Origin of the sequence: Streptococcus sp. 2018WUSS126 (assembly GCF_044427425.1) — a bacterium.
GTDB classification, from domain to species: Bacteria; Bacillota; Bacilli; order Lactobacillales; family Streptococcaceae; genus Streptococcus; species Streptococcus hashimotonensis.
Map to the genome: position 1 here is coordinate 1 of NZ_JAOTGB010000011.1, position 23038 is coordinate 23038.

Consider the following 23038-nt stretch of genomic DNA (forward strand, 5'->3'; position numbering starts at 1 on the left):
TTCGCTCCATTATCAGAAGATCCAAGGGATATTGCACCAAGACTAGCTTTGTCAATGTAGAAGACAATATTCTCAATCGTGATTTTACAGCTACTGCCCCCAATCAGAAATGGTGTACAGATGTGACGTTTTTGAAGTACGGTATCGGCTGTAAAGCCTATTTGAGTGCGATTAAGGACCTTTACGACGGCTCAATTGTCGCTTATGTGGTTGGTCAGTTTAATGATAATGAATTGGTATTCGAAACACTTCGTAAAGCCCGAACAGCTAATCCTGAGGCGACACCATTGATTCACAGCGACCGAGGTTCACAATATACTTCGAAAGATTATTACCGTTTAACGACTCAGTATCAGATGACACGCTCTATGTCTCGTGTTGGTAAGTGTATTGACAACGCACCAATTGAGAGCTTCTTTGGGCACTTTAAGACGGAGTGCTATGATTTGAAGAAGTATAAGACTTTTGAGGAGCTGGTGTCAGATATTGATGCCTACATCTATTTTTATAATCATCAACGATTTCAAGAACGCAACAACGGCCTTGCCCCTCTTGAAATGAGGAACAAGGCCGTCGCCTAATCTTTTATTATTTCATTGTCCACTTGACAGGGAGCAGTTCAATACTCTCCTCTCGCGATTTTTTTATTCAAAATTATAAATCAAAGACTGGAATTGCTGGAAAAAGAGGTCTGGATAGCGTCGATTCTCTTTCATTTCCTCCATCAGACTTTGGAGGTCGGTCATGTTGTCAGTGATGATACCATCCACTTGTAGCAGCAACATCTTAGTCATACTCTCCTCATCATTTGGTGTCCAAGCATACACTGACTTACCGCGAATCCAAGACTTGGTCATAAAATTTTGATCCAGCGAGGTATACTCCATAGTATAGCCGTCAGCAACCGTCGTCGGATAGATAGAGTTGAACGGAAGAATAAAGAATGATACTAATTTCTCGCTATACTGCTTTATTTCAATAATGGTATGGTAGTCTAATGATTGCATTTGGTGCCCTTTGGCAATCAAACGTTGACCATATTTTTGTAAGAAATTACGGGTGAGGTTTGGTGAGTCTGCCTTGGTCACTTTAATTTCTACCAATAATTTTTGTCCTAGCTCATCCGCTTTTTCAAGATATTCATCAAAAGAAGGAACTGGAGCTGTCATGCCGTTTTCTGATGCAGTCATCCCTGTCAACTCTGCAAGAGTATAGTCATGTGTACCTCCGGGATTGCCCGTCAAAGCCAATAAATCCGTATCATGCATGACAATAAACTGACCATCCTTTGTCTCCTGAACATCCATCTCAATGTAGTCTGGTTTGAGCTGAGAAGTTTTCTCTAGGGCTTCAATAGAGTTCTGGACAGCATTGCCGTCATCGACACCTCGGTGAGAAATGGTAACCGGCAGAGTGTCAAAGGGAAAGTAGAGGGCAAGCGCTCCTTGGATACCAAACACCAGACCAGATACGAGCAAAATGGCTAGTCGAAGGTGATGACGGAGGCGTTTACGGCGGTAGATTGGGAGTTGTTTTCCTGTTAGGAGGCTGACAAATCCCATCATGAAGAGTGCGACTACTCCGTAGTAGGCTAATTTTAGAAGTGCGTAACAGACAACTGCCAGCCAGTAAGAAGTACTTGGTACAAAATGCTCTGCTAACAGTTGCACAAGATAGAATAGTCCTCCTACTCCTGTAAATAGGAGAACTGGAAAAGTGATCAACCAAATTAGACGGAACAATGAACCGATTTGCTTTCTGCCTCTGGTCTTCTCCCAAGAATAAGCGATAGACTCCTTCACACCCCTGTGTTCAAAATAAATGTTTGGCAGAGCGTACATGAAGCGTGCCGCAAGCCAGAAGAACAAGAGGAGGAAGACCAAAATCAATATTCCTAGCCAGACTGTATTGGATAGGTAATCTACGATAAATTGGGGCACTACGATTTTATTAAAATAATAGATATTTAATACTCGGCGTAAAAATGGGAGAAGAATAACTGAGTAAAAGAGCAGAAATAGAACCTTTGGTAGGCTACTGTGACGGATAATCGCCACCATACTATCTCGTACATCCCGTAAATAGTCGGGGAGGTGCTTGACTTTTTCATCCAACAGTTGCCAAACCCCTGTGAACAATAGAGCTAATTCTAGATAGGCAATGGCAATGTTGACAAAAAAGAGGAGAATAAACAAGCCTGTCACGAGCAGATTTTCAGCAAACACCGACAACAAATTCGTCGGTGAAAGGTAGGCATGCCCTGTCATAGCTAAGAGTCCCTCAGAAATCCATGAATTGAGCGGTATCCAAACAAATTCCATAAAGGTAAACAGGGTAAAAAAGAGCAAAAGGATTTTGTCTAAGTTGTAATATATTTTTTGAAATTCACGTTGTATCTTTTTCATGATTCTAGTGTCCCATATTCTAGCAAGAATTGCAAGCCTTCATCAAGGATGAAAGATTGAGAAAGTAATGGATGGAGTATAGAAAAAACCAAGTTCCTAAGTGGAGCTTGATTTTTTACATTTGATTTGCTTTCCTATTTCCAGGCGCGGGCTGAAACAGTCTCTTTCCAGACTGTTTCACTCCCCCAGACCTTTATTCGCTCTCTTGTTTCCAAGCTCATGATAAAAAGGTCCCCCGGACCTTTATTCGCTCTCTTGTTTTCAAGCTCATGATAAAAAGGTCCCCCGCCCCGGACCTTTTTATTTCCCAAACAAACGTGCAAAGAAGCCTTTAGCTTGTACTTCTTCTGCCTGTGCTTTAACTTCGTCCAATTCCAACTTGAGAACTTCCTTATCGGCCATAGCTTTTAGTGTCAATTGCTGTTGCTGATCTAACTGTTTATCCTTCTCAGCAATCTGCACATCTTTGACCTTGAGTTGTTCATCTTTTTCGGCAAGTTGCTTATCTTTGGCTTTTAATTGACTATATAAGCGGATAATTTCAGCATTTTTCTCGTCAACTAAAATTTCCATCAATTCACGATGCTTGACTTCATCGCTAATCGGCTCATCTTCAAAAATGGTTGTTTTGTAGATTTCCTCCAACTTAATCAAGCCAGCACGGTTTACAACGGTCACACCCTTGTCATTTTTATCTACAAATTCTTCAGGAAGTGATTTGACACGATTATTCATAGCCTGCCGGCTCACTCCTAAAATTTCAGCTAACTCACTGACTGTTTTTTCGATTCCCATAATATCCTCGGTACTTACATTTCTCATAGTTTGTATCATTAAAATATTACCACAGAACCCTATCCCTGTCAAATCTAGGGGAATTTTCTTACCAAGCATTAGTGGATAATCACAAACCTCAAAAGCATCTTATCTCAATGCAATGTTATGTAGAAACGAAATATACATTCTATCTAATAAAACCATTTCTAGCACTCACTTGCTTGAACCAATATCCAGATTTTTTGACGGTACGCTTCTGAGTTTGGAGGTCAAGCGAGACCAAACCGTATCGGTTTTTATAGGCATTTAACCAAGACCAGCAGTCAATAAAGGTCCAGACCATATAGCCCTTACAGTTCGCTCCTTCATCAATACCTCGATGGAGCTGAATCAAATGGTCTTCCATGAAGTTAATCCGATAGTCATCCTGAATCATGCCATTTTCTTCAAAAACATCCTCCCCTTCAACTCCCATGCCGTTCTCAGTTACCAACCATTCGATATTCCCATAGTTTTTCTGGATATTTTTGGCAATGTCGTACAGCCCTTCTTCATAAATTTCCCAGCCTCTATGAGGATTGATTTTCTTGTCAGGCTTATCATAAGGCTGGAAATATTGGGATAGGAAAGTAGCTTCTCCGTTCCATCCATCTTCTGAAGGAGCCTGCACGCGCAGGGGCTGGTAATAATTTACTCCCAGGAAGTCAACCCTATTTTCTTTGATAATAGTCAATTCCTCCTCTGTGGTTTCTGGACGTAAACCATGTTTTTCAAGAATGTCAACCAGTTCCCTCGGGTATTGCCCCAAAACAGATGGATCCAAAAAGCTTCTCGTTTGAAATAGCTCAGCAATCCGCGCTGCCTGTAAATCTTCTGGACTCTGACTTCTTGGATAGGCAGGAGTAAGATTAAGAACAATGGAAATTTTGTGGTCTGGGTGTAGTTGGTGACAGGCCCGAACAGCCAAAGAACTAGCCAGTTGAGTATGATACGCTACGATCACAGCTGCCTTTGCATCCACCTTGCAAGGATAATGATAGCTTCCTAGATAGCCACATTCTACTGGAACAATGGGTTCATTAAAGGTAATCCAATGATCCACCAGATCTCCAAAGAGGCTGAAACACTGGCGAGCATAAGCCTCATAGGCCCAGACAATCTCCTTATTTTCCCAGCCCCCTTTTTCCTGTAAGACATAAGGCAAATCGAAGTGATAAAGATTGACCAAAAGCTTTATCCCACGCTCTCGAATACCTGCAAATACAGCCCTATAAAACTCCACAGCTTGCGGATTGACCTCGCCTATCCCTTCCGGAATCAGACGTGACCACTGTATAGAGGTGCGAAAAATACTATGACCTGTTTCCACCAACAAATCCAAATCTGACTGGAAATGTTCATAGAAAGTCGATGTTTGTTCTGGTCCTATTTGCTGGTGAAAGAGCTCAGGTTCCTGATTGTACCAGTAATCCCAGTTATTCCACCCCTTCCCATCACCAGCTACGCTTCCCTCACTTTGAGGCCCTGAAGTGGAGGAGCCCCACAAAAAACCTGCTGGAAAACGATACTCTCTTTGCTCAGTTACCATTCTTCTACCTACTTTCTTTCATGCTACAGACGGAATTGTTAGAACCTGGATTCACAATGCAGCTTCCACAAAAATACTTTGCTTGTACATACAGGCTCTTGATAAAAACTAATTTCCCTTAGTCTAAGTATACTCCCCTATCCCGTCAATGGTCTTCCGCTATTTCAAGGAAAAACTCCACAAATCATAGCAAAGACTCAAACTACTTTCTTGATGAAAATATGATACAATAAAGGCATGAATACAGTAGATACCATTATTATCGGAGCAGGACCTGCTGGCATGATGGCCGCGATTTCTTCCAGCTTTTACGGCAAGAAGACCTTGCTCCTTGAAAAAAACAAGCGTTTGGGCAAGAAACTGTCTGGCACAGGTGGCGGACGCTGCAACGTGACCAACAACGGCACTTTGGAAGACCTGCTGGCTGGCATTCCTGGAAATGGCCGCTTTCTATACAGCGTCTTTTCTCAGTTTGACAACCACGACATTATGAATTTCTTTCAGGAAAATGGGGTCAAACTCAAGGTGGAGGACCACGGCCGTGTCTTTCCGACCACCGACCGTTCCCAGACCATTATCAAGTGCCTGGAGATGAAGATGCTGGAAAATGGCGTAGACATCCGTACAGGGACGGAGGTGGTTTCCGTCCGCAAGATTGACGACCTCTTCCATGTCAAGACTAGCGAGGAGACTTTTACAGCTCCCCAGCTGATTGTCACCACTGGCGGCAAGACCTATCCCTCCACTGGCTCGACTGGCTTTGGTCACGACATTGCCCGCCACTTTAAGCTAGAAGTCACGGAGATTGAGGCCGCTGAAAGCCCCGTTCTGACCGACTTCCCCCACAAGAAGCTCCAAGGCATTTCCCTGGACGATGTCACCCTGACCTACGGCAAGCATGTCATCACCCACGACCTGCTCTTTACCCACTTTGGCCTGTCGGGACCCGCTGCTCTTCGCTTGTCCAGTTTTGTCAAAGGCGGCGAAACCGCATTTCTCGATGCTCTGCCGACCCATTCTGAACAGGACTTGTTTGAACATTTAGAAGCTAACAGGGAAAAATCCGTTAAGAATGCCCTTGGTGAACTCATGCCAGATCGCCTAGCAGACTTTTTCGCTGAAGATTATGAGGGCAAGGTCAAACAAGTTTCTCAAAAAGACCTGGCTGAACTGGTTACCCTCCTCAAAGCCTTACCTGTCAAGATTACAGGTAAGATGTCCCTAGCCAAGTCCTTTGTGACCAAGGGTGGCGTTGACCTCAAAGAAATCAATCCCAAAACCTTGGAAAGCAAGAAAGTCCCAGGCCTCCACTTTGCAGGCGAGGTCCTGGACATCAACGCCCACACCGGCGGCTTTAACATTACCTACTGTCTTGCAACTGGCTGGGTGGCAGGAAGCTTGCATTACTAGTTTTTACATCAAGTTCAAGCAAAAATTTGCTTGAATTTTTTTGTTTATTATTGTATGATAATTCCATAACAATATAACAAAAGGAGATTGGCTATGCAACTGAAACTTTCTTCTATTTCTAAAAAATTTGACCACAAGATTATTCTGGAGGATGCCAGTTTTCAATTTGAACAAGGCAAGATTTACGGCTTGCTAGGACGGAACGGGGCTGGTAAGACAACCTTGTTTAACTGCATTGCCCGAAATCTGACCTTGGATAGTGGCTCGATTCAGTTTGTGAAAGGCGAAGAAACTCTGGACTACGATAATACGGATATCGGTTTTACCCAGACCTATCCGCAACTGCCTGCCTTTATGACCGCCTATGAATTTGTCCGATTCTATATGGACATTCACAAGGATAAACTCAAATCTCCTCGTAGTCCAGAAGAATGGCTAAACTTGGTCGGTATTGGAGAAGAAGACCAGCACCGTCTGCTCAAGGATTTTTCCCACGGTATGCAGAACAAGGTCCAGTTGCTCCTGTCTTTGATTGTCCAGCCACCTGTCCTGCTCTTAGATGAGCCGCTGACTTCCTTTGACCCTGTGGCTGCCCACGAGTTCAAACAACTAATTCGAGAAGCTAAGAAAGATTCCGTCATTATATTTTCCACCCATATCTTACAACTGGCTCAAGACCTCTGTGATGAGATTGTTTTGCTCCATCACCAAGAATTGCAAGCTGTTCCGAGTGACAAACTCCACGACCCTGACTTTGAACAGGAAGTGGTTGCCTTGCTGACAGCAGATTAGGAGAAACCTATGAAAACAATATTACGTTATTCTTGGTATCAGGAAAAATATAACCTCTATCGGTCAGTCAACGGATTTTTCTACTATCTACGGAAACTGCCACTTGTGGGAAAGAGCATTCCAGAAAGTATTTTCAAGTCTTACAGCTTTAAGTCTGGTTTCTTTTTGGTCCTGCACATCCTCTCCATCCCCAGTCGCTTTCTGATCAAGGGCTTCTGGTTGCTCTTTCATTTCTACCATGCTTCTTTCTGGATGAATATGCTAGTCAACGGGGAGCTGACCTTTTGGAAAATTCTCCCAAACACTTGGCTCCTTGGCTTTATGTTCTGGCTTTTGTTTGTCGGACTAAGCTATCGTTTGGGAAAGAGCTTAGACCCTGTTATCTCTAAAGCAGATCGAGAATTTATGCAGAATTTCAACCTGTCACAATCCAGCTTTCTTCAAAGCCAACTTTTTATCGAGCCTATCCTAACCACTATTTACTACCTGCCAGCCTTAACCATTTTTTGCATGATAACCAAGGAGTGGTTAGTTTTTCCCATTGGTTTGATGACAGTGCTGGCAGGTCATCTAGCTGGCCATGCCCTCAATCGTCTGCTCTTTGAACGTCGTATCTTTTCCCGTCGCAATTTGTGGCATTCTTGGCTATGGCTCATGATTATTTTTGTTTTATATGTTCTAGCTATCGTCTTCCGTAATAAGCTCTCACTAGAAATGCTCGTCCCTATCCTACTTATCCAACCCCTTTTGATTTGGTGGGGCTATAGCTACTTGAAGCAACAAACCAACCACCTAGACTATCTTTCCTACTGTATGGACGAGTCCTTGCAAATGGATAAGAAGATTTTTGAGATGACCAAGGGCAATGAATATACTCGCCAGGGTTTGCAGATGCAGGCAGAGCTCAGCACAGAAAAGGGAAAAGACCTGTCCCACCTGTCTGGCATGACCTACCTAAACGCTCTGCTATTTGACCGCTACAAAAAAATCCTCTATAAGAAGGTGCGGAACTGGGTCTTGGCAGTAGGGGTGATTCTGGCAGCCCTGGAGGGGATTCGTTACTTTTTAGAGCCGTTTACCTTTACGGAAGCCTACTTGCTCCAATTCCTACCGCTTTCCTTCATGATTATGTATGTAGCTTCGTCGGGCAAGGTGGTCGCTCAAATGGTCTTTGTCAACTGCGATATTTCCATGCTTCACTATCCCTTCTATCGAGAAGCTAAGACTATTATCGCTGGTTTTAACTACCGATTTTTGCAAACCTGCAAGCTCAATCTCATCTTTGCGACCAGCCTCTTTTTGGCTATCATGGTGCTGGGGCGGTTTGCTTTCAGCTTGGAAACCATTCTTCTGACCGCACTGCTCCTGCTGAGTTTGACAGCCCTCTTTTCCTTCCACGATCTCTTTATCTACTATATCCTCCAGCCTTTTACCAATGACATGGATGTGGTCAATCCTGTCTATAAATTTCTCAGTGGTGCTCTCTACTGGGTGGCCTATCTCAACACCCGAATCAATGTAGGCAGCCACACCTATATCCTGCTGGTTTCTCTGGCCATGATTGCCTATGTTAGCATCGGTTACTGGATTTTATTGAAAAAAGCTCCGCAGACTTTTAGATTGAAAGCATAAAAACAGCCTCTCGCAAGAGAAGGCTGTTTTTTAGGTATAACGAGCATGTCGTATCAAAAAAATCCAAAGTCGAATGACTTTGGATTTTGGGGTTTCGATAGATAATAACTGATACCTACCAATCATAGTGAAGGAATTTCCTTGATATGAAAGAGTATCATACTACTATCTTCTAGGAAAATTGCGGCTTCCAAAAGAGTTCTGAGGAAGAGCTTATCTTAAGCTTCTTCGTCTCTTCTTCTCTTTGCTGCAAGAAGTGCTAATCCGAGTCCAAGAGCTACTAATCCGAGTGAAGTTGCTGAATTTGCTTCCTCACCAGTATTCGGTAATTGCTTAGCTTTCTTCTCAACATTATTAGCATTTGTAGTAACTGATTTAACTTTCACTCCTGCTGCAGAATTATTTTCGTCTACTGCCACAACTTCAGCTTCTGCTGAATCAGAACTATTTCCAACCTCGTCTTTAGAGTATGCTGTAACAACTGTACCTGGCTTAATAACAGAACCTGGAACGATTACTTGCCCAGTCACAGGGTCCACAATCACCACTGTATTACTTGCTGTCCATAAACCATCCGTACCTTTCGTAACAACTACAGTTTGCGGCTTACCATTGTTATCTACGTATGAAACAACAATCTCAACAGCTTTTTCAGACGGTACAATCACAATATTACCTTTGCCATCATTTGCGACCGTAGGAGCAGTTTTATCTGCCTGCTTCACAACTTCTACTGGTGATAGCAAATCAATAGTTCCATCTGGATATTTAATTGTCACTGAAGCATCCTTAGAAACATTAATCTCTGTTCCTTCTGGGAGGTTATTGTTCTCTTTAAGGAATGCCTTGATACGAGCAATTTCTTTTTCAGTCAAGTTATTTGGATCAACCACTGGTGTTACTTTCGCAGCTGGTTTAATTAGAGCTGCCATTGGAAGTTTGATTTTTTCCAACTCTTGATGAGTTCTAACACCATTGATTAAAGCAATCACTTCGTCAACAGCTTTATCAATTTCAGATTTAGCTGATTCCTTCTCTGCATCTGTCAAGTTCGGATTGGAGTCAATGGCTGACTTAGCGGATTCTGCTTCTTTACCAATCTTGTTCTTAGCATCTTGTTTCGCTGCATCAAGAACGTCTTTGGCGATTGCGCCTACGCCTTTATCCTCGGCTGACTGTGCTTCGGATGGACTTGTTGAAGCATCAATTGCTTCTGTCGCAGCTTGAGCATCTGCATCTACCGCTTTCTTAGAAACTTCCTTCTCTGCATCTGTCAGGTTCGGATTGGCATCAATTGCTTCTTTAGCTGCATCAACTTCTTTGGCAATCTTGTTCTTAGCATCTTGTTTCGCTGCGTCAAGAACATCTTTGGCGATTGCGCCTACGCCTTTATCCTCTGCCGATTGCGCTTCGACTGGACTTGTTGAAGCATCAATTGCATCTGTCGCAACTTTAGCATCAGCATCTACCGCCTTCTTAGAAGCTTCCTTCTCTGCATCTGTCAGGTTCGGATTGGCATCAATTGCTTCTTTAGCTGCATCAACTTCTTTGGCAATCTTGTTCTTAGCATCTTGTTTCGCTGCATCAAGAACATCTGTAGCAATAGCTGAGACGCCTTTATCTTCCTCGGCTTGAACTGCATCTGGAGTTGATGCCTTAGCAATTGCGTCTGTCGCAGCTTGAGCATCTGCATCTACCGCTTTCTTAGCTGATTCCTTCTCTGCATCTGTCAAGTTTGGATTGGAGTCAATTGCTGACTTAGCGGCGTCAACTTCTTTAGCAATCTTGTTCTTAGCGTCTTGTTTCGCTGCATCAAGAACATCTGTAGCGATAGCTGAGACGCCTTTATCTTCCTCGGCTTGAACTGCATCTGGAGTTGATGCCTTAGCAATTGCATCTGTCGCAACTTGGGCAGCTGTATCTACCGCTTTCTTAGCAGCTTCTTTCTCTGCATCCGATAAGTTCGGATTGGCATCAATTGCTTCTTTAGCTGCATCAACTTTTTTGGCAATCTTGTTCTTAGCATCTTGTTTAGCGGCTTCAAGCTCACCATCTTTCACAAGTGAAGTCAACTCATCAATCGCAGCCTTATCTGCAATTTTCTGTGTTTCTTTAGCTTTTTCAAGATCTGCTAGGGCTTGTGTTTTTTCTGCTTCTTGTGTAGCCTTAGTTGCATTGTCATGAATGGTTTCTAAAGTTTTTGTCACAACGTCAGTTAGCTTTTTAATTTCGGCTTGCTTATCTTCATCTGACAAGTTTGGATCTTCCTTGATAGCTTTGAGCGTATCTTCTGCAAGCTTCTCTACTATTCTAGTTGCTTCTTCTTCTTCCGTTCGGATTGCTTCCTTAGCTAATTCTTTATCCTTAGCCAATTCAACTGCATCTCTAGCTTCTTTACCTGTATCTGTCAAGCTCTTTTCGCCAGCAAGTGTAGCCGCTTTCGCATCTTCTGCAGTAATAGCTTTATGAATTTCATTTGTTGCTACCCTAGCAGCTTCTTCAAGAGCTGCTTTTCCTTTATCTACAGCATCTTGAAGAGCCTCCTTAGCAATTGCTTTCTCCGCATCAGTCATAGTTGACGCATCAATGGCTTTTTCTGCTTCTGCTTGCTTATCTTTGAGTTTTTTGATTTCATCTGCCAACTTAGCAGCAATAGCACCTTTAGCATCTGCCTTAGCAGTAATCAAATTGATAGCTGCTACACCTTTGTCCTCTTCTACTTGAACCGCCCCTGGAGTTGACGCTTTATCAATTGCGTCTGTTGCTACCTTAGCTGCCTCTTCTACTGCATTCTTAGCTGATTCCTTCTCTTGTGGAGTCAAGTTTGGATTAGCGTCAATAGCTGACTTAGCAACGTCAACTTCTTTAGCAATCTTGTTCTTAGCGTCTTGTTTCGCTGCGTCAAGAACATCTTTGGCGATAGCACCTACGCCTTTATCTTCCTCGGCTTGAACTGCATCTGGAGTTGATGCCTTAGCAATAGCATCTGTCGCAGCTTGGGCATCAGCATCTACCACTTTCTTAGCTGATTCTTTCTCTGCGTCTGTCAAGTTTGGATTAGCGTCAATGGCTGACTTAGCGGCGTCGGATTCTTTAGCAATCTTGTTCTTAGCATCTTGTTTAGCTGCATCAAGAACATCTTTAGCAATGGCTGCAACACCTGCATCCTCTTCTTTTTGAACATCTGCTGGGCTGGTTGCAGCTGAAATAGCGTCGTTAGCTTTGGCTACTTCTGCATCTACCGCATCGGTGAAGGTTTTCTTCTCTGCATCTGTCAGGTTCGGATTGGAGTCAATAGCTTCTTTAGCAACTGCTGCATCTTTAGCAATCTTGTTCTTAGCATCTTGTTTCGCTGCGTCAAGAACATCTGTAGCGATGGCTGACACGCCTTTATCTTCCTCAGATTGAACTGCATCTGGAGTTGATGCCTTATCAATTGCATCTGTTGCAGTTTGGGCAGCTGTATCTACTGCTTTCTTAGCAGCTTCCTTAGCTTCATCTGACAAGTTCGGATTGGAGTCAATAGCTTCTTTAGCGGCTACTGCATCTTTAGCAATCTTGTTCTTAGCATCTTGTTTCGCTGCGTCAAGAACATCTTTAGCAAGTGCAGCTACACCTTTATCCATTTCTGTCTGAACTGCGTCTGGGGTTGTAGCTTCATTAATTGCAGTTTTAGCCTTGTCAAGATTTTTTTGAACATCTTCAAGTGCTTTGTCTACTTGTTCTTCAGTCAAGTTTGGATTTTTTGCAATATCCTCTTTAGCTCTAGCTGCATCTTTCTCGAGCTGATTTAAAACATCTCGTTTAGTAACTTCAAGCTCACCATCTTTCACAAGTAAATTCAACTCATCAATCGCAGCCTTATCTGCAATTTTCTGTGTTTCTTTAGCTTTTTCAAGATCTGCTAGGGCTTGAGCTTTTTCTGCTTCTTGCGTAGCCTTATCTGCATTGTCACGAATGGTTTCTAAAGTTTTTGTCACAGCGTCAGTTAGCTTTTTAATTTCAGCTTCCTTAGCTTCATCTGACAAGTTTGGATCTTCCTTGATAGCTTTGAGCGTATCTTCTGCAAGCTTCTCTACTATTTTAGTAGCTTCTTCTTTTTCTGTTCGGATTGCTTCCTTAGCTAATTCTTTATCCTTAGCCAATTCAACTGCATCTCTAGCTTCTTTACCTGTGTCTGTCAAGCTCTTTTCGCCAGCAAGTTCCGCCGCTTTCGCTTTTTCTGTAGTAGTAGCTTCATGAATCTTATTTGTTGCTACCCTAGCTGCATCTTTAAGATCTGCTTTTCCTTTATCTACAACATCTTGAAGAGCCTTCTTAGCGATTGCTTTCTCCTCATTAGTCATAGTTGACGCATCGATGGCTTTTTCTGCTTCTGCTTGCTTATCTTTGAGCTTTTTGATTTCATCTGCCAACTTAGCAGCAACGGCACCTTTAGCATCTGCCTTGGCAGTAATCAAATTGATAGCTGCTACACCTTTGTGCTCTTCTGCTTGAACTGCATTTGGAGTTGACGCTTTATCAATTGCGTCTGTTGCTACTTTAGCCGCCTCTTCCACTGCATTCTTAGCTGATTCCTTCTCATCTGGAGTCAAGTTTTGATTGTCGTCAATCGCTTTCTTAGCTGATTCTGCTTCTTTGGCAATCTTGTTCTTAGCATCTTTCTGAGTAGCTTTAAACTCTTCTGCATCAATAGCCTTCACTCCATTACTTGTCGCTGTGTCAACTTCGGCTGGAGTTGACGCCTTATCAATAGCGTCTGTCGCCACCTTAACCGCGTCTTCTACTGCCTTCTTAGCTACATCTTTCTCTTCTGGAGTCAGATTCGGATTGGCTTCAATGCCTTTCTTCGCATCGTCTGCTGCTGCTTGAAGTTCTACTTTGGCAAGATCTTTGTCAGCTTTATCCTCCACTGCTTGAACTTTTTCTGGGGTAGGTTGCGATAAAATGTCAGATTCGGCGTTATTAACAAGCTCATCTACCTTAGCAATAGCTTTTGCTTTCTCTTCCGGAGTTAAGTTTGGATTAGCATCAATAGCTGCCTTAGTTTCTTCGCTATCTTTTTCAAGCTTATTCAAAGCATCAAGTTGGGCTGCGTTAATAACATCTTCATTGTATGCAATTTCCGCTTTGTCAATTGCCGCCGTAATTTCTTCAGTATCTTCAGCATTATTGATCTCCTCAATTGCAGTTTCTTTAGTTGCGTTAATGTCGTCAAAGTGCGCCTGTTTATCATCGTCTGACAGATTTGGATTATTGTTAACTTTTTCCAACGCTTCGAATGCTTTGTTTTCAACTTCTGCTTTAGCTCGCTCTTGTTCCTTCGTCCAATCAATAGATTTTTCGCCTACTGCTTCTGCATTGTCCAGACCAATCTCACCATTAGTCTTAGCGTCATTGATTTCTGAAACAGTCGTAGCTTTATCAATTTTTTCTTTAGCTTCTATCGCCTTGTTGTCTAAGTCTTTCAAAGCATCCCCAGCAACGGCAGTAACAGCAGCCTTAGCAGCCTGTTTCTGTTCTTCTCTCAAAGAAATGTTATTATCAATTTCAGCAATTGCTACATCCCGTTTTGCTTCGAGCTCTTTGATTACCTCAGCCAACTTATCGTCAATCGCCTTTTTAGCTTCTATCTGAGCCAAATCTTTTTGATTAACCTTGAACGACACATTCACTGTATCCGTCGAATTATCTGGATAAGCCACAGTTACTGGAACAGTAATATCAACTTCTTGACCAGCAGGGGCTTTAACAGAGACTTCACCTGTCTCACTTACTGAAATTTCATAACCAAGTGCTTGTTTTTCAGATAAGAATTTTTGCTCCACTGCATAAGCCGTACCTGCAGGTGCTGTTGTCGCTACGTTTGTCTTCTGACCATCAACCACTTCCTCTTTTGTGAAGGTGATTGGTTGTGTCGCTACTGTACCACTTCCTGGTACCAAGCTAGTATTCTCGTCAGCTTTAGCTGTCAAGACATCTGAATATTTAGGAATGATAACCTTGACTGTCACATCCTTGTATACATTTGATGCTGTTACAACACGAACTTTTACATCATATTCGCCTGGATCAATTGGAACTTTTTGATCTGGTGCTAAATCCATGCTATACATAGATGTTGGATTTGTAATTTTTTTATGAGGTGTGCCGTAGTTAACAGTTACTTTAGCAAGAATTTCTTCCTTAGTCGGTATTTCACCAGCTTGTTTTGTCACAGAACCAGTAACATTTGTATCCATTACATGGATAACTTGGCGGTTGTCTTCTCCGCCTGACACGTTTGGATAAGTAATAACCAAGTTACCCTTGGCATCTGTAACACCAAACGAGCGTGTATAGTAGCCAATTGCATCAACTGCCGGTGTTCCAGTTACATATCCTTCTACCTTATTTGTGCTTGTAACCGCTTCTGGCGTAATTGTCACACCTTTCAAGTCACTTCTTTGATTGTTAGGAGTTTGGTAGTAGTCAATAGCTTGAACACCGTCTTTATCTTCAACCGTTACCACCTTAACCTTGTTAGTTCCATCGACCGTTTGGATAGGTGAATTGTTAAAGACAAATAAATCTTCTTTTGACACCTCTTTCGTACGTGTATCGTTTACTGGTACCCAGTTATAGATTGTCTGACCGTATTGGTTAGTTGTCTTAACTTTAATTTCGTAGTTTCCACCTGCTGGTAGTGTGTTCAGAGTATCAGCTGAAAGGTTTTGAACATCGTTAGTACCAGTTAATCGATAACCTACAATAGTACGTGTATACTCAGTTTCTGGAACAGTGAGTGACTGATTTGTAGTAGAATAACCACTTGTTGTATCAATTTTCAACTTACTAAAAATATTCGTCGCTGTCAAATCCGACTCTTGCCCAACTATCAAATCTGCATTATCAGCTCGTTTATCTGTATAAGCAATAACATAAAATGGGTTGCTATATGACACGTTACCTACTGCATCTGTGAGTTCAATAATGCGCGAAAAGAGCCCACCTGGATTGTAAGGGAATACTCCTACTAGACGCCCTTGTTCATTTAGAAGAAGTTCATTAGTATTTTCTCTACCTAGGTTCTTAGTTTCAGCAGTTTCATTATCGTTTTTAACTGTCGCCTGTGGATTACCTGCTATGTAATTTTGAAAGTTTGCTGGAACTTTATATTTAATAGTTACTGCATCATTTTCTGGATCTGTAATAGGGAACGAGACTGTAGCATTAGATGGATTAAAGTCTGGTGCTCCAGTACCTTTAGTAGATTCTGTCTCAGTAGTTCCTGAAACATTACCAAAAACATGTAGAACTTCAAATTGTTTAGCATCGTTATTTTTGGCAGGTAATCCTGCATTACTACCAATTGTAGGGATGGTTGCAGGTGCATTTGTTACACTAGCATTCAGCGCCTCCGGCAAGATTTCAGCTGCACGGTTTTCTCCGTCTGCGCGAACTGCTTCGATTGGTTCCTTGGGTTCTTCTTCCGTTTTAGTCTCATTTCCAAGGTCTTGGTTAGCTGGTGCTACAGCTGCCTCTGCTTCTGTCACTGTGTTAGCATGAACAACTGGGCTGTTTGCGATTGCTCCTCCCAAAATAACGTTTGCAATGACTGCCGAAGCTAGACCAAAGCTAAATTTACGAAAAGAAAAACGTTGTTCTTTTCTGAACATATCTTTATAAGACATGATATCCTCCTATATTTTACTGGCGAATGCCATCATTTCTGGTTCCTGTAACACCATGTACAAAAACACACCTCCTGCTTTAAAAACTTAGCAGAAGGATACCCAGTAGATTATTTATTTTAAAGTAGACAGAATATTTTCATCCAGAGTATATAAAATTTCTACTTGAATACCGTCACCATTATACTCCTTATGCCTCAAAGATACAAGAAAAAATCTGTTATTTTTGAGTTTTTTTTTGAAAAATTTACTGAAAATCTATCATATTTATATAAAGGAAAACAAATATCGTGTAAACAGCCTACTTAAAAAGATAATTTAATTACATTTTAAACAAACCATGACTAGTTTTGAGTTGTTCAAAGGCACTAAAAAACGAGCGACAAAAAGCCCTGCGACACTGCGATTTACTTCTCAAAAATTGTTTGAAATAGGAAATAATGTCTTTCCCACTCACATTTCTCTTACCAGATCTCCAAAATCGCTTGCCAGACCAGTGTCAACACAGTCACTCCCAGCCAGCAAACTAGTCCGACCAGGAGAGCCGCTTTGCCATTTTTCACCAAGGCAAACACATTTGTCCGCAAACCAATCGCCACCATAGCCATACAAATGAAAAATTTAGAGAGGGACTTCAACGGAGCAAACCAATCTGCCCCTATACCAAATCCACCCGCTATCGTTGTGATTAGACTAGCTAAGATAAAATACAAGATAAAGGTCGGAAAACCTGTCAGGAGGGACTTCTTATCTGCCTTGAGACCCTTTCCTCGGGTTTGCCAAATTGCTAAGACTGTTGTAATCGGGATAATGGCTAAAGTTCGTGTTAACTTAACCGTCACTGCTGTATCTAAGGTCTGACTGCCTAGACCATATAAGCTATCCCAGGTCGAAGCCGCTGCTGTCACAGAGGAAGTGTCATTGACCGCCGTTCCGGCGAACATCCCAAAGGCCTGACCCGAATCTGTCGAAAACCCAAGCCAGGTTGCCAGGGTCGGAAAGACCAAAGCTGCCAAGACATTAAAAAGAAAGATGACCGAGATAGCTTGTGCCACATCCTCATCATCTGCCTGAATAATGGGAGCTGTCGCCGCAATGGCTGACCCTCCACAGATAGAGGTCCCAACGCCAATCAAGGTCGCCAGAGGAGATGAAATCGGCAACCATTTCCACATCAAAAATGCCAAAAACAAAGCGAAACTGATGGTTGAAAGAATAATTGGAAGAGACTGACGACCCACTGCCAAGACCGCTGATAAGTTTAATCCAAAACCCAAACAAATCACCGCATACTGCAAAATCTTCTTAGAGGTAAAGGTCAAGCCTGGCTGAAATGCATTTTTACTTGAAAAATAGGGATACAGGCTCAGCCCGATTAGAAGGGCAAAAACAGGTCCACCTACAAGTGGAAATAAATGACCTAACCACTGACCCGCCAAAGCCAAAAAGAAACAAAGTCCTACACCTTTGGCATTTTCCTTTACCATAAAAACCTCCTAAAATATCAAACGTAATACCGCGGTTGTAACAACGCCAACCAAGACTGCTAAAAGGATATTTTTTGTTTTCAAAACCACAAAAAATGTCGGAAGAATAGCCAAGCTTTCCACAGGGAGAAAACTTGGCAAGGAGCCAACTTTCTCATCCATAATACTGGAGAGGGTCAATGCAAAAATGATAGTGATTGGCAAAAAGCTGAGGAATTTCACCAACTTTGGAGGGAGAGATTTATTTTGCGTCAGTACAAAAGGTAGGACACGTGGCACCCAAGTCACCAGCGCCGCCATCAGAATAATCAGTAAAATGTTAGTTTTTATCATCAATCATCACCCCCACAAAGCAACCTAAGAGTGTCGACAAGAGCACCGCCACATAGGACGACACCATCATAGACAGACCGATATAGGCCAGACCGACTGCCAGCAGAATCAAGCCAATTTTTTTCAGCGGAATGGTCCGAACCATAGCCTCTAACTGACCTGCAAAAATACCGACAAACATGGCAACCAAGGCAAAGTCCAAGCCAAACTGCTCAGGATTTGGAATGAGACCACCAATCAGATTACCGAGAGTCGTGAATGTAACCCAAGAGGCGTAGCTTGCAAAATTATTTCCGTACATCCATTCTGGAGTAATGGTATGATGCTCAATCTGCTTACGCAAAAGAACTGCATAGGATTCATCCGTCACAAAGGATCCTATCAAGATATTCGATCCTAAACGATTTCCTTGAAAAATAGTTGTCGCATGCAAGCACATCAGAAAATTACGCAGGTTGACAAAGAAAACGGTTACTGCAATGGATAACAAAGGCGCGCCTGCAAAAATCATGGCACACATGACAAATTGAGCACTCCCGGCATAGATTAATAGGCTCATCAGCCCCATCTCCACAGTAGAAATGCCCGAATTGACCGATACGACTCCGCAGGCTAGACCAATACTGGCATAGCCTAATACAGTGGGAATGGCATCGCGCATCCCTTCACGAAAAGCATATTTCTTCATTCATTATCTCCCTTCCCCTCACTAATTGATTGAAGAATTATTCTCTCATTTTCTCACATTGCAACTCGTTTTTCAAGAATTCTTATATCTAATACTCAATGAAAATCAAAAGTAGCCTAGGAAACGAAGCCGAAGATAGAACTGGAGTTCATCAAGGCAAGTTGATAACGGATAATTTTGATTTTCGAAGGGTATAAGTAGAGGTCTTGCCCTTATTGATGTACTTTCTGCATAAAATAGACCCAGCCGATAGCTGGGCCTATGGATAGGGAGGCTACTGTTGTTTCTGGAGGAGCATCAAATAAGAAGTAAAGTCTTTATTGTCTCCAACATGGTCTCCTTGTCGAATCGACAAACCTGTATGCATTAATTGGCTACCAGTATAAACTTCTCCATCAAGGTGATAGACCGCATCTTCTTCCAACCCACGCAAGCGTAAGCGTTGATAGGAAAGATTAGCAGTTGTTAACCGACGATAATAGCCCACGATGACTTGTTGACCATCCGAGGATTGGACCTGCCAAGCCGTTATTTCTCCATCGAATGGACTTTTCAGACGAGTAAAGATACCGTGTTGGAAAATCTCACGGTGAGCCTTGTAAAAGGCAATCTGTTCTTTCATCTCTTCCAACTCTTCTTGGCTACACTCAAACAAATCCAATTCATAACCAAAACTTCCAAAGAATGCAACATTGGCACGTGTGTTTAGCGGAGTAGCTCGCCCCAACTGCTGATTTGGACTAGCTGACACATGGCACCCCATACTGTTCAAAGGATAGACCATGCTCGTTCCATATTGGATTTTCAAGCGTTCCATGGCGTCCGTATCATCACTAACCCATGTTTGAGGTGCATAGTAGAGCATTCCTGGGTCAAATCTAGCTCCACCACTTGAACAAGATTCAAACAGAACCGTCGGAAAAGCTGCTATCAGGCTATCATATAAACGGTAGAGATTGAGAATATAGCGATGGAAGGTCTCACCTTGCCGCTCCGCCTCCCGTGTACATGTAAAGACCTCTGTCATATAGCGATTCATATCCCACTTGATATAATCAATATCATGCTCAGCCAACAGCCGGTGGAGTTGGTCATGAATATTTTGATAAACATCCTCCCTCGACAAATCCAAAGTATATTGGTGGCGTCCGTGCGATTGACTATGCTGAGGATGATGGAAAATCCAATCTGGATGCGCTCGGTATAAATCACTGTCTTTATTGACCATTTCTGGTTCAATCCAAAGTCCAAATTTCATTCCCATAGCATGAACTTGGTCAATAATCCCTGTTAAGCCACTTGGTAATTTCTCTCGGTTGACCGTCCAATCTCCCAAGCCTGCTCGGTCATGGTTTCGCTTGCCAAACCAACCATCATCCATGACAAAGAGTTCAACACCAAGACCTGCAGCCTCTTTGGCCAAGGAAAGAATTTTTTCCTCATCAAAATCAAAACTCATGGCTTCCCAGTTATTCAAGAGAACAGGCCGTTCTCTATCACGCCAATAGCCACGCACCAGATGTTTTTGGAAGAGGCGGTGATAGGTTTGGCTCATGCCATTCAAACCATGCTCGCTATAAACCATAACGACCTCAGGCGTCTGGAACTCTTCTCCCTTATCTAATGTCCAAGAAAAACGTTCAGGATGGATTCCCATACTCACTCTCGTCTTTTGGAAAGAACTCACATCCACCTGCGCCAAAAAGTTTCCGCTATAGACGAGCGAGAAGCCCAGTACTTCTCCCTGATGCTCATCCGCATTTGGTCGTTTCAAAGCCATGAAGGGATTGTGCTCCGCACTACTAGCCCCTTTGAGACTGTAAATAGACTGACAACCTTGATGAAGAGGCGATAATTGCAGATGCCGCTCGCGTCCCCAAGCTCCATCCAAATGCAACCACTCATAGTCCATATCAGGCAGACAAAGTGTCATACTCAAGGCACGGTTCAAACAGACAGATTTTTCTCCGAGTTGTTCAAAACGAGCAGAGCGAGTCACCGCTGGATAATCTCGAAAAATCGTATAAGACAAGACCAGGCGGGTCTGCGACTCTTCATCCAACAAATAAATATCCAAACTATCTGCCTGTCCCTCCTCATCCAGATAGAGATGAGGAAGACCCTTTAAAGCCGATCGCCCAGCATAAATCGCATGACCTTGATAAACAAAGTGCGATAGGCTACTGCCGTCCTTCTGAACCAACTCAAAGGTCGGAGAAAAATAGTCCGTTGTACCATAACAAGCAAATTCAGGATTGGCATATTGGAGTGAGAAGAAACGGTCATCGTCTTCTACAAAGGAAGTCAAAGCACGATACTCATCTTCACGCACATACTGATAGGAAGCTGTTTCTGTTACACGCTTTCCATAATACAAACTACCAATATGACCATTAGGCAAGACCGTCAACACATAGCTAATAAACTCATTGTAAAGATGGAATTCCTTTGTCTTTTCATGAAAGATAATTCCCATTGTAGCCTCCTATAATTTTCCACCAGATGTCGCAATCCCTTGGATAAACTGTTTCTGGAATATCACATAAAGTACCAACATCGGCCAAATAGCCAAAACACTTGCAGCCATGAGCTGAGGATAGTTAACAGCGTAAGCTCCCTGGATCTTAGAAAGTGCGCTAGACAGGGTAGCCTTGTCCGCTTCTGAGTTGATAATCAATGGCCACAACAAATCCTTGAAAGCAAACAAAGCCGTAAAAATCGCTAAGGCAATCAAGCCAGACTTGGCCAAAGGCAACATGACCTTAAAGAAGGTCTGCCCAATATTACAACCATCCAATTTTGCAGATTCCTCCAATTCTTTTGGAAGACCCATGAAAAATTGACGGAGTAAGAATGTACCAAAGGCACTGACAATTCCTGGAAATACCAGAGCAAAAATCGTATTGCGCATACCAAGTTGGTCAATCATCAAATACTGAGGAATGACGAATAACTGAGGTGGCACCATCATTTGAAAGAGGACCAGACCAAACAAGAAATTCCGCCCAGGAAATTCCAAGCGAGCAAAGGCATAAGCTGCCATAGCTGAGAACATAACCGAGCTAAAGATACGCCATAACATCATCAAAATGGTGTTCAAATAGAGTATCGGAAAATTATTAGTTCGAATAGCCTCTTTATAATTGCTCACCATCCAGTTACTTGGTAAAAAGTGGAAAGGATTCATCTGAGTGGATTCGGTTACCGTTTTAAAAGACGTCAACACCATCCAAACAAATGGGATCAGCATGCCCAATGCCACTAAAATCAAGAAGGCATGCATCCAGATTGTTGATTTAAAAGCTGATTGTTTCACATGAACCTCCTTAACGGTAATGCACCCATTTTTTCTGTACCTTCATCTGAACGAAAGTAATGACAAGAATAATTAATAACAACAACATGACAATGGTGGAGCCATAGCCCTTATCTGAATATTTAAAGGAATTATTGTAAAACAGATAAACCAGAGATACTGTCTTATCATAGGCAGGACTACGAACATCCTCCATCATATAGATAACATCAAAGACTTGCATGGATTGAATGACACTGGTCACCACAACAAAGAACAGGGTTGGTGAAACCAATGGCAGGGTAATGGAGAAAAATTGCTTGGCTGGACTAGCTCCATCAATACGAGCTGCCTCATAAAAATCCGTTGGAATTTCCTGCAAACCAGCTAAAATTAAAATCATACTATAGCCAACCGTACTCCAAATTCCAATCAAAGCGATTGAGTATAGAGCAATCTTTGGGTCTTCAATCCAGTTCACAGCACCCAGTCCCAAACGACGCAAGATATAGTTAATCAAGCCGAAGTCCGTATTGTAGAGCCATTTCCAAACCATGGTCACTGCGGCTGGTGCTGCCACCATAGGCAAGAAGAAAATGGTTCGATAAATATGCTTACCTTTAATCTTAGAATTAAGCAAAACTGCAAGCAACATGGCCAAGGCAACGGTAGCGGGAACAACTAGAATCGTGTACTTCAAGGTATTCCATGTCGCCTGCCACACTTGCGCATCCCCTAACATTCGTTGGTAATTTGCCAAGCCGACAAAAATATCGCCTTTACCGAAATCTCCACTCTTATGGAAACTCATCTTCATGGTTTGGAAAATAGGAATAATATTGAGCACGATTAATCCAATAATGGTCGGTGCTACCATTCCCCATCCCCAAATTGCCTCATTTAAACTTCCTTTTTTTCGGAACATCTTATCCCCATCCTTCTTCATTTAATAAGAAGG

General features: G+C 42.5%; 14 protein-coding genes. 4 read left to right on the forward strand and 10 right to left on the reverse strand.

The features are described from left to right. A partial coding sequence (locus tag ODU34_RS05295) for an IS3 family transposase (protein WP_398578406.1) occupies window positions 1–581 on the forward strand: 581 nt, incomplete at its 5' end. 63 nt (window positions 582–644) lie between these two features. On the opposite strand, the gene ODU34_RS05300 is transcribed toward ODU34_RS05295, so the two are convergent. The 3 genes from ODU34_RS05300 to ODU34_RS05310 form a co-directional block, all read right to left on the reverse strand. Continuing rightward, complete coding sequence (locus ODU34_RS05300) at window positions 645–2405, reverse strand: glycerophosphodiester phosphodiesterase (protein ID WP_105249071.1); 1761 nt, start codon at window positions 2403–2405, stop codon at window positions 645–647. A 300-nt stretch (window positions 2406–2705) separates the two neighbouring features. Beyond that, entirely contained in the window at window positions 2706–3200 is a 495-nt protein-coding gene (locus ODU34_RS05305; RefSeq protein ID WP_012774919.1) for a DUF536 domain-containing protein, read from the reverse strand. 169 nt (window positions 3201–3369) lie between these two features. Further along, a complete protein-coding gene (locus ODU34_RS05310; RefSeq protein WP_398578405.1) occupies window positions 3370–4770 on the reverse strand; it encodes a glycoside hydrolase family 1 protein in 1401 nt (466 codons plus the stop codon). A 237-nt stretch (window positions 4771–5007) separates the two neighbouring features. On the opposite strand from ODU34_RS05310, the gene ODU34_RS05315 reads away from it, so the two are divergent. The 3 genes from ODU34_RS05315 to ODU34_RS05325 all read left to right on the forward strand — a co-directional run bounded on the left by ODU34_RS05315 (window position 5008) and on the right by ODU34_RS05325 (window position 8604). Further along, window positions 5008–6180 (forward strand): NAD(P)/FAD-dependent oxidoreductase, encoded by a 1173-nt coding sequence (locus tag ODU34_RS05315; RefSeq protein ID WP_398578404.1) that lies wholly within the window; start codon window positions 5008–5010, stop codon window positions 6178–6180. A gap of 93 nt (window positions 6181–6273) precedes the next feature. Continuing rightward, window positions 6274–6972: an ATP-binding cassette domain-containing protein gene (locus ODU34_RS05320; RefSeq protein ID WP_024384214.1), complete on the forward strand. Its 699-nt coding sequence runs from the start codon at window positions 6274–6276 to the stop codon at window positions 6970–6972. A gap of 9 nt (window positions 6973–6981) precedes the next feature. Then, on the forward strand, window positions 6982–8604 hold the full coding sequence (locus ODU34_RS05325; protein WP_398578403.1) for a hypothetical protein: 1623 nt from the start codon (window positions 6982–6984) through the stop codon (window positions 8602–8604). Between the two features lie 218 nt (window positions 8605–8822). On the opposite strand, the gene ODU34_RS05330 is transcribed toward ODU34_RS05325, so the two are convergent. The 7 genes from ODU34_RS05330 to ODU34_RS05360 form a co-directional block, all read right to left on the reverse strand. Beyond that, on the reverse strand, window positions 8823–16277 hold the full coding sequence (locus ODU34_RS05330) for a DUF1542 domain-containing protein (protein WP_398578402.1): 7455 nt from the start codon (window positions 16275–16277) through the stop codon (window positions 8823–8825). A 464-nt stretch (window positions 16278–16741) separates the two neighbouring features. Beyond that, window positions 16742–17764 carry a YeiH family protein gene (locus ODU34_RS05335; protein WP_398578401.1) on the reverse strand — a complete coding sequence of 341 codons (1023 nt, stop codon included), beginning with the start codon at window positions 17762–17764 and terminating at the stop codon, window positions 16742–16744. 9 nt (window positions 17765–17773) lie between these two features. Further along, window positions 17774–18097, reverse strand: coding sequence for an AzlD domain-containing protein (locus tag ODU34_RS05340; protein WP_024403301.1), 324 nt, complete (start codon window positions 18095–18097; stop codon window positions 17774–17776). Beyond that, a complete protein-coding gene (locus tag ODU34_RS05345) occupies window positions 18084–18785 on the reverse strand; it encodes an AzlC family ABC transporter permease (protein ID WP_141604891.1) in 702 nt (233 codons plus the stop codon). Before ODU34_RS05345 ends, ODU34_RS05340 begins: the two co-directional genes overlap by 14 nt. 274 nt (window positions 18786–19059) lie before the next feature. After that, the gene (locus ODU34_RS05350) at window positions 19060–21261 is read right to left on the reverse strand and encodes an alpha-galactosidase (RefSeq protein ID WP_398578400.1); all 2202 of its coding nucleotides are present in this window, start codon (window positions 21259–21261) and stop codon (window positions 19060–19062) included. A 9-nt stretch (window positions 21262–21270) separates the two neighbouring features. Further along, window positions 21271–22101, reverse strand: coding sequence for a carbohydrate ABC transporter permease (locus ODU34_RS05355; protein ID WP_398578399.1), 831 nt, complete (start codon window positions 22099–22101; stop codon window positions 21271–21273). 10 nt (window positions 22102–22111) lie between these two features. Continuing rightward, window positions 22112–23005 carry a carbohydrate ABC transporter permease gene (locus ODU34_RS05360; RefSeq protein ID WP_002939305.1) on the reverse strand — a complete coding sequence of 298 codons (894 nt, stop codon included), beginning with the start codon at window positions 23003–23005 and terminating at the stop codon, window positions 22112–22114. Window positions 23006–23038 lie beyond the last annotated feature (33 nt).

Bases quoted from the DNA above. Each gene is read 5' to 3' on its own strand.
- ODU34_RS05350 (WP_398578400.1), bottom strand. From the start codon at position 21,261: ATGGGAATTATCTTTCATGAAAAGACAAAGGAATTCCATCTTTACAAT.
- ODU34_RS05345 (WP_141604891.1), bottom strand. From the start codon at position 18,785: ATGAAGAAATATGCTTTTCGTGAAGGGATGCGCGATGCCATTCCCACT.
- ODU34_RS05335 (WP_398578401.1), bottom strand. From the start codon at position 17,764: ATGGTAAAGGAAAATGCCAAAGGTGTAGGACTTTGTTTCTTTTTGGCT.
- ODU34_RS05305 (WP_012774919.1), bottom strand. From the start codon at position 3,200: ATGGGAATCGAAAAAACAGTCAGTGAGTTAGCTGAAATTTTAGGAGTG.
- ODU34_RS05330 (WP_398578402.1), bottom strand. From the start codon at position 16,277: ATGTCTTATAAAGATATGTTCAGAAAAGAACAACGTTTTTCTTTTCGT.
- ODU34_RS05300 (WP_105249071.1), bottom strand. From the start codon at position 2,405: ATGAAAAAGATACAACGTGAATTTCAAAAAATATATTACAACTTAGAC.
- ODU34_RS05310 (WP_398578405.1), bottom strand. From the start codon at position 4,770: ATGGTAACTGAGCAAAGAGAGTATCGTTTTCCAGCAGGTTTTTTGTGG.
- ODU34_RS05315 (WP_398578404.1), top strand. From the start codon at position 5,008: ATGAATACAGTAGATACCATTATTATCGGAGCAGGACCTGCTGGCATG.
- ODU34_RS05360 (WP_002939305.1), bottom strand. From the start codon at position 23,005: ATGTTCCGAAAAAAAGGAAGTTTAAATGAGGCAATTTGGGGATGGGGA.
- ODU34_RS05320 (WP_024384214.1), top strand. From the start codon at position 6,274: ATGCAACTGAAACTTTCTTCTATTTCTAAAAAATTTGACCACAAGATT.
- ODU34_RS05340 (WP_024403301.1), bottom strand. From the start codon at position 18,097: ATGATAAAAACTAACATTTTACTGATTATTCTGATGGCGGCGCTGGTG.
- ODU34_RS05325 (WP_398578403.1), top strand. From the start codon at position 6,982: ATGAAAACAATATTACGTTATTCTTGGTATCAGGAAAAATATAACCTC.